The 17279-nt window shown below is 37.7% G+C and carries 14 protein-coding genes; 7 read left to right on the forward strand and 7 right to left on the reverse strand.

All coding sequences use genetic code 11. The features are described from left to right. The first annotated feature begins 36 nt into the window (after nucleotides 1–36). The 5 genes from CA265_18090 (at nucleotide 37) to CA265_18110 (ending at nucleotide 7641) form a co-directional block, all read left to right on the forward strand. On the forward strand, nucleotides 37–2802 hold the full coding sequence (locus CA265_18090; protein ID ARS41459.1) for a gliding motility protein: 2766 nt from the start codon (nucleotides 37–39) through the stop codon (nucleotides 2800–2802). 105 nt (nucleotides 2803–2907) lie between these two features. Further along, complete coding sequence (locus tag CA265_18095; protein ARS41460.1) at nucleotides 2908–5127, forward strand: peptidase; 2220 nt, start codon at nucleotides 2908–2910, stop codon at nucleotides 5125–5127. Nucleotides 5128–5204: 77 nt separating this feature from the next. Beyond that, complete coding sequence (locus tag CA265_18100) at nucleotides 5205–5435, forward strand: hypothetical protein (protein ARS41461.1); 231 nt, start codon at nucleotides 5205–5207, stop codon at nucleotides 5433–5435. Nucleotides 5436–5437: 2 nt separating this feature from the next. Then, nucleotides 5438–5806, forward strand: coding sequence for a hypothetical protein (locus CA265_18105; GenBank protein ID ARS41462.1), 369 nt, complete (start codon nucleotides 5438–5440; stop codon nucleotides 5804–5806). A gap of 32 nt (nucleotides 5807–5838) precedes the next feature. Beyond that, on the forward strand, nucleotides 5839–7641 hold the full coding sequence (locus CA265_18110) for an excinuclease ABC subunit C (GenBank protein ID ARS41463.1): 1803 nt from the start codon (nucleotides 5839–5841) through the stop codon (nucleotides 7639–7641). Nucleotides 7642–7749: 108 nt separating this feature from the next. On the opposite strand, the gene CA265_18115 is transcribed toward CA265_18110, so the two are convergent. From CA265_18115 to CA265_18140, 6 genes are all read right to left on the reverse strand, one after another. Beyond that, nucleotides 7750–8664 carry a gliding motility protein GldN gene (locus CA265_18115; protein ID ARS41464.1) on the reverse strand — a complete coding sequence of 305 codons (915 nt, stop codon included), beginning with the start codon at nucleotides 8662–8664 and terminating at the stop codon, nucleotides 7750–7752. A 7-nt stretch (nucleotides 8665–8671) separates the two neighbouring features. Continuing rightward, nucleotides 8672–10204, reverse strand: coding sequence for a gliding motility protein GldM (locus tag CA265_18120; protein ARS41465.1), 1533 nt, complete (start codon nucleotides 10202–10204; stop codon nucleotides 8672–8674). A gap of 42 nt (nucleotides 10205–10246) precedes the next feature. Next, complete coding sequence (locus tag CA265_18125) at nucleotides 10247–11050, reverse strand: gliding motility protein GldL (GenBank protein ARS41466.1); 804 nt, start codon at nucleotides 11048–11050, stop codon at nucleotides 10247–10249. Between the two features lie 40 nt (nucleotides 11051–11090). Next, nucleotides 11091–12416, reverse strand: a complete 1326-nt coding sequence (locus CA265_18130; GenBank protein ARS43049.1) for a gliding motility-associated lipoprotein — start codon at nucleotides 12414–12416, stop codon at nucleotides 11091–11093. A 225-nt stretch (nucleotides 12417–12641) separates the two neighbouring features. Next, nucleotides 12642–13412: a uroporphyrinogen-III synthase gene (locus CA265_18135; protein ID ARS41467.1), complete on the reverse strand. Its 771-nt coding sequence runs from the start codon at nucleotides 13410–13412 to the stop codon at nucleotides 12642–12644. A 14-nt stretch (nucleotides 13413–13426) separates the two neighbouring features. Continuing rightward, entirely contained in the window at nucleotides 13427–14404 is a 978-nt protein-coding gene (locus tag CA265_18140; protein ARS41468.1) for a DUF4271 domain-containing protein, read from the reverse strand. 124 nt (nucleotides 14405–14528) lie between these two features. Here CA265_18140 and CA265_18145 point away from each other — a divergent pair, with 124 nt between their 5' ends. Continuing rightward, nucleotides 14529–14756, forward strand: a complete 228-nt coding sequence (locus CA265_18145) for a hypothetical protein (GenBank protein ID ARS41469.1) — start codon at nucleotides 14529–14531, stop codon at nucleotides 14754–14756. Nucleotides 14757–14908: 152 nt separating this feature from the next. Here CA265_18145 and CA265_18150 read toward each other — a convergent pair whose 3' ends face one another. Continuing rightward, nucleotides 14909–15589 carry a hypothetical protein gene (locus tag CA265_18150; GenBank protein ID ARS41470.1) on the reverse strand — a complete coding sequence of 227 codons (681 nt, stop codon included), beginning with the start codon at nucleotides 15587–15589 and terminating at the stop codon, nucleotides 14909–14911. A 464-nt stretch (nucleotides 15590–16053) separates the two neighbouring features. Between CA265_18150 and CA265_18155 the strand changes: the two genes are divergently transcribed. Continuing rightward, nucleotides 16054–17187, forward strand: coding sequence for a coproporphyrinogen III oxidase (locus tag CA265_18155; GenBank protein ARS41471.1), 1134 nt, complete (start codon nucleotides 16054–16056; stop codon nucleotides 17185–17187). Nucleotides 17188–17279: the final 92 nt, after the last annotated feature.

Consider the following 17279-nt stretch of genomic DNA (forward strand, 5'->3'; position numbering starts at 1 on the left):
TGTTTATTGTATATCCACCTAAGAGATTTATCATACTTGAAAAATTACGCTAACAAAAACTTAAATCCCTTCCTCATCCTTATAAGTGTCCTCCTTATTTATGGCTGTGTCGCAAATAAAGATACAGCAGTAGATCGCAGGTTTCAAAACTTAACGGCAAGGTATAACTATATCTATAACTCCAACGTTTTACTAACCGAGTATAATGAGAGCCTGTTACAAAGTTATGCAGATAATTACGAAAAAACCCTGCCTGTTTACCTTGATCCCGAGCCTCAGGTAAATCTGGTACTTACACCAGGTGTAGCCAATAAACAGCTCGATGATGTTATTACCAAAGGACAAACTGTTATAAACGATAAAAGTTTTAGTAATTATATTGATGATGCCTACATGCTTTTAGGCAAGGCGAATTACTTAAAAGGCAACTATTTTATTGCGTCAGAATACTTTGATTATACGGCTAAAACCTATAACAACGATTTAAAAACATTTATTATGGCTATGAACTGGAAAGTACGTAGCCAAATGCAATTAAACAATATGGTGCTGGCCGATAAAATTCTCGACACCATGTTGCGTGCTTCTGATGAGCTAAAAAAAGATCTGGCAGAACCTTTGGCTACTGCCGCACAGATGCGCATTTACCAGAAACGCAATAAGGAAGCAATCCTGTTTTTAGAGTCGGCAATTGCACTTCCAGCCGAAAAACAGCTCCGTATACGCTGGCGCTTTATCCTTGCGCAGTTGCAGGAAAAAGAAAAAAATCTTCAGGATGCTTATGCCAACTTCACCAAAGTTGAAAAAAGCAACGCCCCTTTTGAAATGTATTTTCATGCCAATTTAAACCGGATTAAATTAAAAGCATTATTAAGCGGCGTAAACCTGAACAAAGAGGAACAGCTTTTAGCATTACTTAAAGACGATAAAAACTTCGATTATACCGACCAGATTTACTACCAGGTTGGCGAACTTTTTTCGGCAGAAGGAAACTTTGTAAAAGCGGAAGAAAATTACCAAAAATCGGTTGCAAAAAGTACCAGAAACCAAAATCAAAAAGCCTTGTCGTACTTAAGAATTGCTGATTTAAACTTTAAAGAATTTAACAACTACATTAAAGCAAAGTTGTATTACGATAGTACGGTAATGATTTTGCCTAAAAACTTTCCTGATTACGACAACATTGTTAAAAAAGCCGATAATCTGAAATATTTGACCGACAGGTATACCATTATTGCAAAGGAAGATACCGCCCAGGCCATAGCTAAACTTCCTGCTGGAGAGCGTGAAGCAAAGGTTAAAGCTTATTTAACACCAAAAGTTGAGGTGAGCAATACCGGAGGAGTAATCAGTAACCAGTATTTAAACGACCCCGATTTTCCTAATCAATCGTTAAACGCCTCGAACAAAATTGGCGGAAATACTTTTTATTTTAATAATAATGCAGCGATTAGCAATGGCTTTGGCGATTTTAAGAAACGTTGGGGCAACAGGCAACTGGAAGATAACTGGAGACAAAGCACCCGGTCTTCTGCTCAGGAAACCAATCAGGTTTTGGCAGGCGGAAATGTAGCCACCGGAGTAAAACCCGCAAATGGAGAAACCAATCAGGCTGCACAGGACCAAACTTCATTAGAAAAACAGTTTTTAGATGGCCTTCCTACTACTCCGGCATTATTGGCCACATCTGATCAGAAAATTATCGATGCTTATTTCGAAATCGCCAGCTTTTATCAGCAGGAACTGAACGATAAACCAGAAGCAAACAAAATATACCTGGAACTGATTAAAAGATATCCGGATAACAATCATTTAGTTGCCATTTATTACAGTTTGTACCTTAATTATAAAGGTACAGATGAGATAAAATCAGATCAGTACAAGCAGTTGGTGCTTACGAAATTCCCTGAATCTAACTTTGCCAAAAACATTTTAGATCCATCCTATTCGGCCAAACAAACTGAAATGGAGAACATTGCCATCAACAATTATAATGTGACTTTTGATGCCTATGCGAAAAAAGATTATGCAAGTGTGGTAAAACAGGCTAACGATAACATCACTGCTTTTCCAAACAATGATCTTGCACCGCAGTACGCTTATTTAAAAGCAATTGCCATTGGCCGTACAGCAAAAGTTGATCCCCTGCTTACCGAATTTAACCAGATTACCACGCTTTATCCAAACGATAAAATTATAACGCCTTTGGTGCGCGATCATTTAAAATATATTGAAGCGAACCTGGAGGAATTTAAACAAAGGCCACTTGCCCTGGTTGATTTCGATGCCAACGCACCACGTTTTGTAAGCCAGGCTACCCCAATTGCCGTTCCAACAAAACCTTTGGTAACCGATAATGCAACCGTAAAAACGGCAGAGCCTGCTCCTGTAGCCAAACCTGTTGATGTTAAACCTGCTGATCTTGCCAAACCGGCCAGCATTTTTAGTGCAGCTAAATCAGAAGAATACTATTATGTAATCGACGTAGCGGATGCCACTTTAACCTTAAGTTCATCGCGTTTTGGAATAGGACAATTTAACCGTGGCAATTATCCTGATAATGATTTGGAACATAAATTGGTAGAGTTAGATAATGATCAGCTGATTTACATTACAAGTTTTATCGATTTGGAAGATGCTAAACTTTACGAATCGAGTATTACAGGCCAATTAAAGAACATTATGAAAGTTCCGGCTAACTTATATAAAGGTTTTATCATCAGTAAAGAAAACTTCGAAAAACTAACAGATCGCTCACATATTAATGCGTATCTGGAGTTTTTAAAAGACAATTACAAATAAGGAGCATGATTTGAGCCGGTGGTGAAAAACCTGTTCTATAAAAAATTAATAAATTTGCATCCAAAATCTTCTATTCTGGAGATTAATGGAAAATAACAATACAAAATGAATAAGTCCCTTTCTGCACAAGAAACAAAAAGATATAGTTTAATCATCTGGAAAATATTAATCGGGGGAATTGCCCTGTTTGCGATTTTCATTTCGATGATCGGTTTGGGGCTTTTTGGTGCATTACCTTCCTTCAGAGATATCGAACACCCTAAAAGTAATCAGGCTTCAGAAATTATTGCTGAGGATGGTCGTCCCTTAGGTACTTATTTTGTTCAGAACAGATCGAATGTGACTTATAAGGAAATTTCTGAAAATGTAATTAATGGATTAATCGCAACAGAAGATACCCGTTTTAAAGAACACTCGGGCATCGATTTTAAACGTACTTTTACCATCATCGGTTACAATTTAATTGGCAAAAAACAAGGTGCGAGTACCATTACACAGCAATTGGCTAAAAACCTTTTCCCAAGAGAATCGAACCTGAATTTTTTCTCCCTGGTATTAACCAAGTTTAAAGAGTGGATAGTTGCCGTTAAATTAGAACGGAACTATACCAAAGAAGAAATTATTACCATGTATTTAAATACAGTCGATTTTGGTAACCAGGCTTATGGCATTAAATCGGCCGCAAGGGTTTATTTCAATACCACGCCCGATAAATTAACCTTAACACAGGCAGCAACTTTAGTGGGCATGCAAAAAGGGATTACCATGTATTCGCCAACACGTCATCCTGAGCGCTCGAGAGACCGTAGAAATACCGTAATGGCGATGATGGTTAAATCTGAGCTCTTAACCCAACAGGAATTCGATGAGCAAAAAGAGAAACCTTTAAACCTGCATTTTAATGCCGCAACCGTTAACGATGGTATTGCACCTTACTTCCGTTCTGTATTGAAGAATGATATCAAAACCATTTTTCAGGAGCAGTCGATTACCAAACCTGATGGCACACCTTACGATTTAGATCGCGATGGTTTGAAAATTTATACCACATTGAATTATGATATGCAGGTATACGCCGAAGAAGCGCAAAAAGAATATATGAAGATTCTACAGGCGCAGTTTATCGCCAGCTGGAAAGGCAGAAACCCTTTTAAAGATAAAGCTTTACAGATTGAACAGGGTATTAAACGCTCTGATCGTTACAAATCGTTAAAACTGGAAGGTAAATCGGACGATGAAATTAAAGACGATTTTAACACCAAAACAGAAATGACCATTTTTACCTGGAAAGGTAATATTGATACGGTAATGAAACCGATCGACTCTGTGCGTTATTATAAAATGTTGTTGCGCAATGCGATGATGACGATGGATCCAACCAATGGCCATGTAAAAGCATGGGTTGGCGGGATTAACTATGAGCATTTTAAATACGATCAGGTTAAAATGGGCACCAGACAAGTGGGCTCAACTGCAAAACCATTTACTTACGCCGTAGCTATTGAAAATGGATATTCGCCATGTTACACCGTACCCAACGTGCCAGTAACGATTGATGGCTATGGAGAACCATGGACGCCAAGAAACTCAGGCAAACCTTTACCTGGTAATATCACTTTACAGAAGGCATTGGCCTACTCACAAAACTTTGTTACCGCTTATTTAATGAAACAGGTTGGTCCGGTTGCGGTATCTACCTTAGCGACCAAAATGGGAATTCCTAACGTTCCGGCGTTTCCATCCATTTGTTTGGGAACATTCGATTCGTCGATTTATAATATGGTTGGCGCATATGGTGCTTTTGCAAACAAGGGAACCTATACCAAACCCATTTATTTATTAAGAATTGAAGATAAAAACGGGGTGGTATTGTTTTCTCAAAAGGAGATACCAAAGCCGATTATGAGCGAGGAAGTTGCCTATATAATGACCAGAATGCTTAAAGGTGTAGTCACCAACGGAACCGGTTCGAGATTAAATTATAAATACCATGTAAATGCACCAGTAGGTGCCAAAACAGGAACGACGCAGAATAACTCTGACGGCTGGTTTATGGCCATTACCCCTCAATTGGTAACTGGCATCTGGACGGGCTGCGAAGATAGGGCATTCCACTTTATCAGTACCAATCAGGGTGAAGGTGCCAATACCGCGCTACCAATTTTTGCAGGTTTTATCAAAAGAGTATACGCCAATCCTGCTTTAAAAATTAGTCATGCTGATTTTGAGGCACCAAAATCAGGTGTTTCCATCACCTACGATTGCAATCAATACCAGCAACAGGAAGAAGGCGCAACCGAATTGGATGAGAAGTTGGGATTCTAGGTACTATAGTCATTCCAAAAGTTTTCAGGTAAACTATTCGAGATAAATATTAAATTTGTAATAGAAAATTGAAATATATGAGAGTTACACTAGAAATATCAAATTTTGATGAGATGGAAAAACTCCTTTCTTTATTTCAGACTATGAAATTAGAAAATATTAAAATAATTTCTTCACAGCAGGATAGTAAGCCCAATATATTAAAAGGGGATAAAGCACTTAATCCTAAAGAACTTTTTGGTATATGGAAGGACTCACCAAGAAATTTAGAAGATATAAGGGATAAAGCATGGGATCGTAAAAAATAATTATGATTTTGTGTGACACTAATATTTTAATACATGCTTTCAATGGTAATACCTCAACCATCGAAATATTGGAAGAAATAGGTTTCAAAAACATTCTGCTCTCATCAATTACGACCATGGAACTTTTGCAGGGCATGGGAAATAAAGTAGAGCTAGCGCAGATGAAGAAAAAGATCAAGTATTACGATATTATCCATTTTGACAACTATATATCTCAGAAATCCGTAGAACTTATCGAAAACTTCAAACTAAGTCATCATCTTCAAATACCAGATGCAATCATTGGGGCAACAGCTATTGTAAATAAAATTGAATTGTTTACTTATAACAAAAAAGATTTCGATTTTATGCCTAACATTATTCTTTATTAAAAATTACCTAATTTTTGCTCCTTTAATTTCCCATGAGCAGTTTCGACCATAAAACAGCATTAACCGCAATTCCGCATAAACCCGGTGTTTACCAATATTGGGATGCTGATGGAAAGCTGATGTATATTGGAAAGGCTAAAGACCTGCGCAACCGTGTGGGCTCTTATTTTAATAGTGACAGAAACCAGTTTAATGGCAAAACAAGGGTACTGGTATCCAAAATACGTAAAATTACTTTCACTATTGTTGATACGGAGATTGATGCCTGGTTACTTGAAAACAGCTTAATTAAAAAACATCAGCCAAAATTTAACATCAACCTAAAGGATGATAAAACTTATCCATGGATTATTGTTAAAAACGAGAATTATCCCCGAATCTACTGGACAAGGAAAGTGATTAAAGATGGCTCTACCTATTTTGGCCCTTATGGCTCGATAGGTATGATGCATACTATTTTGGATCTGATTAAGGAAACGTATCCGTTACGTACCTGCACTTTGCCCTTAACAGAGAAAAATATCGCTGAAGGAAAATTTAAAGTTTGTTTGGAGTATCAAATCGGCAATTGTAAGGGCCCTTGTCAAAACTACCAGACCGAAACCGACTACGATAAAAACATAGGGGAGATCAAAGAAATCCTGAATGGCAAAATCGGAAATGTTATCCGTGACGTTAAAGGAATCATCAAATCAGCTTCAGAAAACCTGAACTTCGAACTGGCGCATCAGTATGCAAGGAGATTAGAAGTACTGGAGAAATACCAGAGCAAATCAACCGTGGTAAATAGCGCCATCACCAATGTAGATGTAGTCAGTATTGCATCAGATGAACGTTATGCTTTTGTGAACTACCTGAAGGTGATGAACGGAACGATTATTCAGACGCAGACCATCGAGGTTAAAAAACAGCTCGACGAAAGTGATGATGAGATTTTAACCCTGGCCATGTTAGAGTTCAGAACGAAATTCAAAAGTACCTCTAAAGAAATTATTGTTCCTTTTGAGCCTTCGTTAGAAGATGAAAGTTTAAAATTTACCGTTCCTAAACTGGGCGAAAAGAAAAAACTCTTAGAACTTTCGCAGAAGAATGTATTGTTTTTCAAAAAAGAGAAACTCAATCAATACGAAAAGTTAAACCCCGATTTACGCACCGATCGTATTTTAACGACCATGCAGAAAGATCTGCGCTTAACGCAGCTTCCAAAACATATAGAATGCTTTGATAACTCCAACTTTCAGGGAAAATATCCGGTTTCGGCGATCGTTGTTTTTAAAGATGCAAAACCATCAAAGAAAGACTACCGCCATTTTAATGTGAAAACGGTAGAGGGTCCTAACGATTTCGCGACTATGGAAGAAGCTGTTTTCCGTCGCTACAGGAGAATGTTAGATGAAAACCAGACTTTGCCTCAGCTCATCATCATTGATGGCGGTAAAGGGCAGCTTTCGTCGGCCGTGAAGAGTTTAAAGTTATTGGGTATAGAAAACAAAGTTACCGTAATTGGTATTGCCAAACGTTTGGAAGAACTGTTCTATCCTGGCGATTCCTATCCATTGTATCTTGATAAAAAATCAGAAACCTTAAAAGTGATCCAACAGCTCCGTGATGAGGCCCACCGCTTTGGGATTACCTTCCACCGCAAGAAACGGGATCAGGGGACACTTAAAACAGAACTCGAACAGATTGAAGGTATCGGTAAAACTACTGCGGATAAATTGCTCACCCATTTTAAATCGGTTAAAAAAATCAAAGAAGCTACCGAGAAAGAGCTGGCCGAAATACTGAACAAAAAGCAGGTCATCACCCTTCAGGCTTATTTTAATCAGGAATAACGCTTTTAATCCTCATTCTTTTTGAAAAGCAATCTCAATTTCTATCATATAGTCGAAACGATATAAACAAAAAAAGCTCCGACTTTCATCGGAGCTTTTTCGTAATATTTAGTATTCCCAAAGGCCTTGTTCGTAATCAAGAACAGATTTTTTAATCCTTTCTGATTCGTACAACCTTTCTCGGGGATCGGTAATAATATCTCTGATCTTATTGTCGCCAGGATTTGACTCTTTTACAATGTAGCTGCTGAATAAGCGGCGGATAAAGAAATCATCGAAACTCAATGAAGAAGCATCGTTATTGGTATTGATCAAACGTTTCTTCGTTAAAATCTCCCTCGCCTCCGGATAGTACACCCAAAATACCGGTTGCCATTGTTTAGAAACCTCATTGTATTTTAATGGTGCTATACCTACAATACGCGGTTCGAAAACAGAACGTTTGGTATCAAAAATCCAGTCTTCTTTAATTCTGAATTTTAAGAATAACTCCGGGTTAAAATCATTAACTACCGTAGTAACCGTTCCGGTTTTATTGTTCGAAACCTCTGCTGTTCCTAAAGCCGATTTGGCTGCAGAATCTGCCGACATTGGATTAAGAAACGCATCATCTTCGTTCAACGCACTGTCAATTGGCGAGTATGCTGTTAGTTCATCTTTCTTAATTGCGGCAATTAATACATCAATCAGGCGAGATTTAGGCGATTTTAAGGCCGAGTTAACCGTATCACGTAAATCGATTTCTCTCCAGATCCGTTTTGCATAAAAAACATCCTCTTCTCTCACATCTGCCAAAGGAACCATTTCAGTACTGTCAATGTCCTTACGGGCATAAAAACCATCTTTAGGTGGTACCTTAAGTTTCTTTTTAGCTGTTTTAACTGGAGCTTTCACCGTGTCTGCCACAGGAGGTGCGGCAACTACTGGTGCAGCTTTCTTCGGTGCTAACCTGGTAGGCTTTTTTTGTGCAAAAGCAAACGTGGTTAACAACACTAAAATAGCAATACTTAAAATCCTTTTCATCTTCTTTTTATTTTACGCTAAACGCTAATGAAGGCAAAATTTTCTGACGGCCATCTGGGCCTATCGAAACAATATCTTCAAAAAACACTCTTGTACCTGGTGTAATCGAGTTTATTGCACCTTTAACCGCACCTGCGAAACTTCCACCGCTACCTGGAATGGTAACAGCATCAGAACGCGGTTTGATAATTGTTAACTTATAACGTTGTATCTTAAACTTCACATCGAAAGGAAAATCGTCAAGATCTGCCTCAATTTCAGTTTCACTTTTTAATTGTACTGAAGCTACATCGCCTCCAGCGCGGCCACCAACTTTAGCTACCGGAGTAGGAATCCCTTTAACCCTGAATTTTTGTGAGCCTAAGCTAACGGTTTTACCGGCATTGTTTGCTGATACATTGATAGAAACATCTTGTCCAACCAGGCTTCCCGGAACTTTAACATTGTAGTTCCCGTTGCTACCAGACATTGAACCGCCAGAAATGGAAGCACGAATACTTTCTAATGGAAAACCTGCTGCCGATACCGTAAATGGATTCGGAATACCGGCATAAATTACATTCAGTTTTGTTGAAGAAACCGATGCAGATGGTTTCGCTACCTGATAAGTTTGTGGTTGGGTTTTGTATTCCTTTACCTGACCATCGGTTTGGCGAACACGAACCGTACCTACCCAGGTAAACTGACCAACACTGCTGGTACCACCGCTATAAGTTCCCTTACCATCTTTAACCGATAATTTACTTCCGTTAACGGTAATATCAGGAGTAGATCTCGAATCACTAGCGGTTAAAAATACTTCAGCAGTATAAGGTTGTCCTTGAATTACATAAGAAGTAGGTGCTACTGCAACTGCCGCAAACTGATCCAAATTAACCTGTGCTTTATCCATATTTCCGAATAATTTTTTAACCACCTCTGCTTCAGCATTTTTAGTATCAGTTTGCAGTTTGGTTAAAATAGTCATTGCAGCAGTTAAAGGCGTTCCCTCACCAAAATAAGTTTCCTGCCAGTTTCCTTTTCTTTTTCTTGCCGGATCTTTAGCTTCAAGAGAGAATGATACGTTTGCCCTATCAGCCGGATCTAATAAAGAGATTAATTTTTCGCGCGTGGCGTTAATTCTCTTTTTCAACTCATCCGCTTTCTTTTGATTGATCATGATATTCTGTGCAATATCCTGATTTGATCTATTTACCAAATCCTCGGTTTCCGGATCTATTCCATCACCTGCCTGGGTAAATTCTTTTTTAATGCTTTCAATATAATTATTTAAGTCATCAGCTGCCTTCTGCGCCTGTTTTGCCTTATCGTAAATTGGCTGGGCACGGGCTGGCTCTTCTTTCAACTTCGAATTTTCGAAGGCAGAAAATAACTGATTAATACTTGTATTTACATTGTTTTTAGAGGTATCCAAACTATCGTTGATATTTTTGAATGCATCTAAAATGGTATCTGATACGTTTAAGGCGAGCATAGCCAACAATACCAAATACATGATATTGATCATCCGCTGCCTTGTTGTTTCTTTTCCGCCTGCCATGTTTGATGTAGCTTTTCCTTTAAAAATTAAAAACTAAACAAATTATACACGTGGGCCGTTCATAGCCGATAACATATTGCCATAAATTGCATTAAGCGATGATAGGTTTTTAGCCAACTTATTCACCTCTTCTTTAAACTGTTTCGAATCTTCCATCGATTCGTTAAAGTTTTGCATGGTTAATGATAAGTTTGAATAGAACTTATTCATCGATTTTAGATGCGCGCTTGAATCTTGCAATTCTAATTCATATACTGCATTTAAAGCTGATAAATTCTTAGCTAAATTGTTCACCTGATCATGGTAAGCCTGAGAATCTACACTGCTCTCGCCCATTGCTTTCAAATTAGCTGTAGCTTTATCAAAAGATGCACTTAAGTTATCAAAACCAGCTGAAGCTGTTTTAATTTTGCCAGTAAATTCGTTGGTTGCGGTAGATGCATCTGCAACATTAGAAATCGTTGCCACTTTATCACCAAAAGTACGTAAACCAGATCCTAAGCTTTCAATCAATTCAGGACCGATTTTAGCATCTGATAACATTTTATCTAAAGCTGCTGTATTCGATGCAGTTGCTGCCACTGGTCTGGCTGATGCAGTTGGTAACTCGCCTTTAAAATCTGCTTTTAATTCAGGGTAAACTCTTTCCCAAGCTGGTTCTGGCTCTGGCGGGAAAAATCCTGTTAAAAAGAATAAAAATGCTTCTACACCAAGACCAAGACCGATCATGTAGTTACCCAAAATTCCACCAATGTGTAGAATTTTAAATAACGCTCCGATAATTACAATACTTGCTCCCCATGAAATCGCTACGTGTAACCAGCCTGGTTGTTTCTTTGCTGCCATAAAATTTTGATGTTTTTCTTTAGTTTTTAGTTTGTTTGGTTTAATGTCTTAAGTCGGTACCAGGGTAAGATGAAACGCATCTGAAACCAATATATGATCTTTGTGTATCCTGATATTCGTATGTTGCTACAGCGTTTTGTAGAAAATAACCGGTGTCTTTCCACGAACCGCCTTTTACAACTTTACGTTTTTTGTATTTACTGTCGGTTGCGCCGGCATCATAAGTAAAATTCGGGTTCAAATCGTGTAATAACGGGCTTGCACCTTTATTGTAAGCGGTTAATGTCCATTCAGAAACATTACCTGCCATGTTGTACAAACCATAATCATTAGGGAAATACGACCTAACACCTACCGTATAAATACCACCATCGCTCGAATAATCGCCACGGCCTGGTTTAAAGTTAGCTTGTAAGCATCCCTTTGTATTTCTGATATAAGGACCGCCCCAAGGGTATTTGGTTTTGGTATTACCACCTCTTGCTGCATATTCAAATTCAGTTTCAGCTGGTAATCTGTAATCTGATCTAGATCCTACAGGTAATTTTCTTGCTGTAGCAACGCCATCATATAACCTGGTTCTCCAGTGAGAGAATGCTTTTGCCTGTTCCCAGCTTACACCAACCACAGGATAATCATCATATGAAGGGTGGTTGTAATAACCCCGCACCATCGGATCGTTTTGTGAATAAGAATAATCTGTTTTCCAAACCATTGTATCTGGATAAATGGCAACGGTATAACGATCGATATAATCCTGGCGTTTGCTGTTTGGATCTTTATGTCCGATAGCGGCTTTCTCCATATTTAATTCGGCATAAGAATATTCGAATTTACGAACATCTAATTCCTTTTTTCCCGGAAGCGCATCTAAACCTGAATAATACATCCCATCTAACTGGCTCACCTGAGCAGCGGCTGCGCCTCTACCTTTATTACGCCAAATGTTGGCTCCGTTTGGCCCAACTTTTTTCCAGTCGATGTATTTCTCCCCACCAACAGCAGCTGCGGCATTTCCTCTCGGGGTAATCATAAATTGTTGAGGGTTACCCATCATCGCAATCGCAATCGAATCGCGTACCCAATTGGTAAACTGGCGATATTCTGCATTGGAAATCTCCGTTTGGTCCATAAAGAACGCACTAATGGTTACCATTTTACTTGGCCCATTCTGAGAGAAAGTGATATCTTCATCCGAACCTCCCAGAGGCGTATGCCCTGGTGGCACGTAAACCATTCCTAGTGGGATTCTATCGTTTTTGAATTTTCGGTTATAAGCACCAACCAGCTCGCCTTGGCCGCCATGACCACAGCTTGCTAGCATTACAGTTATACCTACAATAGCTAGAAGGTAGATTTTCTTCATATTTTTTATAGTGTGCACAGCACGATTAGGAGCAATTTTATCAAAAATCACTGAAATTATCAACAAAAGCAAATATTTTACGTTAAATCATCACTCAAAGGCAATTAAAGTTAGATTAACTTTTTTCCAACAACCTTATATTTTGTGCAATAAAATGCGTAACTCTCTTATTAACAGTAAAGTTACGCATTTATTGTATTGACTTAAAATAAATTATTAATCGTATTATTTATTAGATATTTTGATGTAATTTTCAATAGCCATCGTCATAGATGGAACGCCCGGGGTTGGCGCAGCAATATCCACGATCAGATCCATATCGGTACAAGCCTTACTTGTGTTGGTTCCAAAAGCGGCAATCCGGGTATTATTCTGTTTAAAATCGGGGAAATTTTTAAACAAGGACTGAATACTTGAGGGACTAAAAAACGCAATAACATCGTAGAACACTTCGGCTAAATCAGATAAATCGCTCACCACTGTTTTAAACAAAACAGCAGGGGTAAAATTATACCCGCTTTTTTCCAAAAACTTCATCGTGTCTTCGGTAGCCATATCAGAGCAAGGGTATAAAAACTTCTCGTTGGCATGCTTTTTTAGTACCTCTGCTAAATCTGCTGCAGTTTGTTTACCAAAAAAGATTTTGCGCTTACGATATTGAATGTACTTCTGTAGATACAAAGCAATGGTCTCAGAAAGACAGAAATATTTCAATTCTGCCGGCACTTCATAACGCATTTCTTCACAGATTCTGAAAAAATGATCGGCTGCATTACGGCTGGTAAAAATTACCGCTGTAAAATCGGCCAGGTTAATTTTATCCTTTCTAAAGTCTCTTGCGGGTACACCTTCAACGTGAATAAAGGACCTAAAATCAACTTTTAAGTTGTGTTTTTTGGCCAAATCGTAGTAAGGAGATTTTTCTGTTTCAGGTTTTGGTAAAGTAACCAAAATACTTTTTACTTTGCGGATTCTAGAGTCGTTCTTTTCTTGCATTTTCCTTTTTCCTGCTACAGTCCTATCGTTTTAATTAGTATTAGGATAGGACATATTTCGAGGGCGCAAAAGTACAAAAATAAATGCATTCTAGAAAACTTATTATTAGAAAGTATCGTTATACCTGCCCGTAATAGTTGAAAAGCAAAAATAATGCCTAACAGCAAGAATGCCAACACGATATAAACCGCACCGTATTTAAGTGGTGATAGGGCAAAAGCAACAACTAAAGGGATAAACAGCAGCGATGCATTGAAGTAGCTGAGGTACAAAATGGAGATGTATTCGCCCACTGGCTTCTGCACATTAAACAGGTAACCCAAAAAGCGTAAAAGAACCAGTTTAAGGGCATAAAAAACAATGATAGTAATCGATATACTAAAGAAAAACTTAAATCCGTCTTTAGCCTGATACATGTCATTCCACTGGGCAACCAGAAAAAAGAACATCCCAAAAACGAAACCAAACTGCACAAACAGCAACAAAAACGGCCACGAACTAAACAGGTTATCTTCTTTATTGATATTGTTTAGAATCCGGTTACTAAAAAACGATTGCACAATGGCCGATAATTGTTTAGAAAAAGCATTTTTTAGAATCGCAAAAATAATGAGCATACCAAAAATAAATCCAAGCAAACCAACATTACCTTTTGGAATTTTTGTACCCAATTGATAAGGATTTGCCTTTTTCTTTAAGTGCTGGTATTTCTTCTGCCAGGCCAGTAAATCGAGTTTAGGGAAAAGATATTCCTTTTCGATGGTATCGAGCAGTGCCCCTTTATTGATTAAACTATCTGGCAGCACCCAGGTATGACGAACAAGCGAATCCGTTGAAAATTTCTGCCTGGCCAGTGTTGCCGAATCGGGACGATACCTTCTATACTGGTACTGATTTACCGTTACGCTATCTGTTTGAACAGGAATTTCTTGTGCTGCTACAAAATGGGTAGAACATAAAAACGCGAACAAAATGAAAATGAATTTCGGCATGCTGTAAATCAAAACTTAAGGATGCAAAAGTAGCTGAATAATCATTGTTTACCTAAAGAAAATAAGTTGATTAATTAATAACTTTAGCAATAATGGAAAAACAGTACGATATTTAATTTTAATAATGTCCAATTCAAAGAAGAAAACGCCAATAATCGGAATAACAACTGCAACTTCAGAAAAGTTAGATAAAAGACGATGGAACAAAACCTTTAGAAGAATCTCAAAAATCCTGATTATTAAACAGAAAGGGCTACCGCATAAAATTTCAGCTGTTACAAATGTTTGGAATGGAGATAAAGATGGAAAAAGATATATAAAAACTTACAGCAGCAAAGAAATGCGGAAGTAATTTCAATCAAGCATTACCATAAGTAAAGCTATTACTTGACAAAAACAACAATAAAGTAAAGCTATATCTTTACTTTTTAACATGAGTTCGATTAATAAATATGGCTTAAAATTTAAGTATCTAAACGCATAACCGTCCTTAGGAAATAAAATTTATAGATTATTTACCTGATCAATTTTCGCCACGATACTATTAAATGAATCAGTGTAGCTTTTCAAATCGGGGCTTATCCATTCCAGAATATCATGAATATCGTCTAAAACCTTGCGTGCCAAACTAAATTCTACAGTATTCCCCGAAAAACATATTGGCTCATTATGATAAATACGGTTTCTTAAAGTTCTTATTCGCAAAAGCTTTGCAGCAAGCGCAGAACGATTAATATTCTGAGGTTTATGTATAAAAGCATTGAGTGGGGCACCGCCGACAAGTATATAATGGTGATTATCAAAAAAAGCTGTCCAAAAACCGAATGTTTGTTCAGCAATTAATCGACTTGCTGTAACCACATTTCTTTTTCTTCTAATTTCAACCTCCCCCTTATCTACCTGGCCTTTTAGATAATATCTTGACGGGGCTAGAGAAAGGTGGCTCATAAAGCCGCTTTTTTGATTAATTATCCAATCATTATCCGCAAAATGTGCTGCAATTGTATTATAAACGGCATTTCTAAGAAAGGTTTCAAACAGATTCATTATGGGATAAAAAGCTTGGCAAACACGAAGATTTATCCTGTATAATTTTTGTGCCTTAACTTTCGAATTACCTGTAGCTCGAAGAAAACGATTTAATCTAGGTTGTGAAAGGTAGGATTCTAATTGAGCGTAATTCATTAAAAAATTTTGGTTTAATTATAAATATTTTTAACTTTGTCATGTTATGCTTAGTCAAGCCTCCTTTTCTTCGGAAAAGCGTAACTAAGTGAAGTTTTAAAGCCTCGGTCGCATCCGGGGCTTTCTTGTTTACAAATATACCTCAATTTTTTAGCGTATTTTGACAGGGGTTATATACATGCTTAGAAATTCATAATTGCACTTACCTTTGCCTGCGGTATTAAGATAAATATCTAGACAGGCATGTGTTTACCATTTTTAAGTTCTTTATATCTTACGCTTACTATTTGTTATTCTTGTTACTTGAAAAATGAACGATTAGCTTTATCAGTAACAAAAGTAGGTTAATTAAAATTTGCACAAAATAAGCTAGCCAAAAAACAGAAACACAACTAATTAAAAAAACAAAAACTTAACTACATCATTCTATGGTGCTTTATACCCTTATTATAAGAAATCATTAAATGTCCGGTATCTACATCCATATCCCCTTCTGTAAAAAGGCCTGTCACTATTGCGATTTTCATTTTAGCACTTCTCTAAAATATGCTGACGAAATGGTTGATGCGATCTGCAAGGAGATTAAAATGAAAAAAGATCGGATTAGCGGACAAATTGGAAGTATTTATCTGGGCGGAGGAACACCTTCTATCCTGTCTCAGGAAGCACTGCAAAAGATTTTCGATACGATTAATCATACCTTTTCAGTCGATTCAAATGCCGAAATTACGATCGAAACCAATCCGGATGATTTAACCGCGCAAAAATTAAAAGAACTGAAACAATTACCCGTTAACCGCTTTAGCGTGGGTATTCAATCTTTCTACGATGAAGATCTGACCTGGATGAACAGGGCGCACCAGGCAAAGGAAGCTGAAGGTTGTATCAGAAGAAGTCAGGATGCCGGTTTTGAAAACCTAAGCCTTGATTTAATTTATGGTTATCCTTTGCTTACAGACCAAAAATGGCTGAACAATATCCAGAAAGCAATTGAGCTGGAGGTGCCACATATTTCGGCGTACGCGCTAACGGTAGAACCCCGTACAGCTTTAGCCCACGCCATCAAAAACAAAAAACAGACACCAGTAAGCGATAACCAAAGTGCTGCTCAGTTTGTAATTTTGATGGATAAACTGGTCGATGCCGGATTTGAACACTATGAAATTTCGAATTTTGCCAAACCAGATCATTATGCCGTGCATAACACCAATTACTGGAAGGGAATAGATTACATTGGTGTCGGCCCATCGGCACACGGCTTTAACGGCCAAAACCGTTATATGAATCCTGCCAATAATGCCTTGTACATGGAAACCTTAGGCCACAACAAGCTCCCTGAAATTGTTGAAGAATTGAGTTTAAACGATAGATTTAACGAATACATCATGACTTCGTTAAGAACTATGTGGGGAACTGATTTACAAAAAATAAATACCGATTTCGGGAAAGACTTTTTAGCAGAAACAAAACATAACCTTAAAAATTTTGAGGATAAAGATTGGCTGGTGATTGACGGAGATAAAATTTGTTTAAGTCAGAACGGAAAATTATTTGCCGATCATATTGCTTCAGAATTGTTTATTGTAGGAGACGAATGAGTGAATTGAAAATGATTGAATTAGAGCATGAAGGATTTAAAAACAACATTCACTGATTCAAAACCCAATCATTCAGTATTTAATTAAAAAAT

The organism is Sphingobacteriaceae bacterium GW460-11-11-14-LB5 (assembly GCA_002151545.1).
GTDB lineage: Bacteria > Bacteroidota > Bacteroidia > Sphingobacteriales > Sphingobacteriaceae > Pedobacter.

Excerpts from the sequence above, each read along its gene's own strand:
- CA265_18095 (ARS41460.1), top strand. The coding sequence starts at position 2,908 with ATGAATAAGTCCCTTTCTGCACAAGAAACAAAAAGATATAGTTTAATC.
- CA265_18100 (ARS41461.1), top strand. The coding sequence starts at position 5,205 with ATGAGAGTTACACTAGAAATATCAAATTTTGATGAGATGGAAAAACTC.
- CA265_18105 (ARS41462.1), top strand. The coding sequence starts at position 5,438 with ATGATTTTGTGTGACACTAATATTTTAATACATGCTTTCAATGGTAAT.
- CA265_18110 (ARS41463.1), top strand. The coding sequence starts at position 5,839 with ATGAGCAGTTTCGACCATAAAACAGCATTAACCGCAATTCCGCATAAA.
- CA265_18115 (ARS41464.1), bottom strand. The coding sequence starts at position 8,664 with ATGAAAAGGATTTTAAGTATTGCTATTTTAGTGTTGTTAACCACGTTT.
- CA265_18120 (ARS41465.1), bottom strand. The coding sequence starts at position 10,204 with ATGGCAGGCGGAAAAGAAACAACAAGGCAGCGGATGATCAATATCATG.
- CA265_18125 (ARS41466.1), bottom strand. The coding sequence starts at position 11,050 with ATGGCAGCAAAGAAACAACCAGGCTGGTTACACGTAGCGATTTCATGG.
- CA265_18130 (ARS43049.1), bottom strand. The coding sequence starts at position 12,416 with ATGAAGAAAATCTACCTTCTAGCTATTGTAGGTATAACTGTAATGCTA.
- CA265_18135 (ARS41467.1), bottom strand. The coding sequence starts at position 13,412 with ATGCAAGAAAAGAACGACTCTAGAATCCGCAAAGTAAAAAGTATTTTG.
- CA265_18140 (ARS41468.1), bottom strand. The coding sequence starts at position 14,404 with ATGCCGAAATTCATTTTCATTTTGTTCGCGTTTTTATGTTCTACCCAT.
- CA265_18145 (ARS41469.1), top strand. The coding sequence starts at position 14,529 with ATGTCCAATTCAAAGAAGAAAACGCCAATAATCGGAATAACAACTGCA.
- CA265_18150 (ARS41470.1), bottom strand. The coding sequence starts at position 15,589 with ATGAATTACGCTCAATTAGAATCCTACCTTTCACAACCTAGATTAAAT.
- CA265_18155 (ARS41471.1), top strand. The coding sequence starts at position 16,054 with ATGTCCGGTATCTACATCCATATCCCCTTCTGTAAAAAGGCCTGTCAC.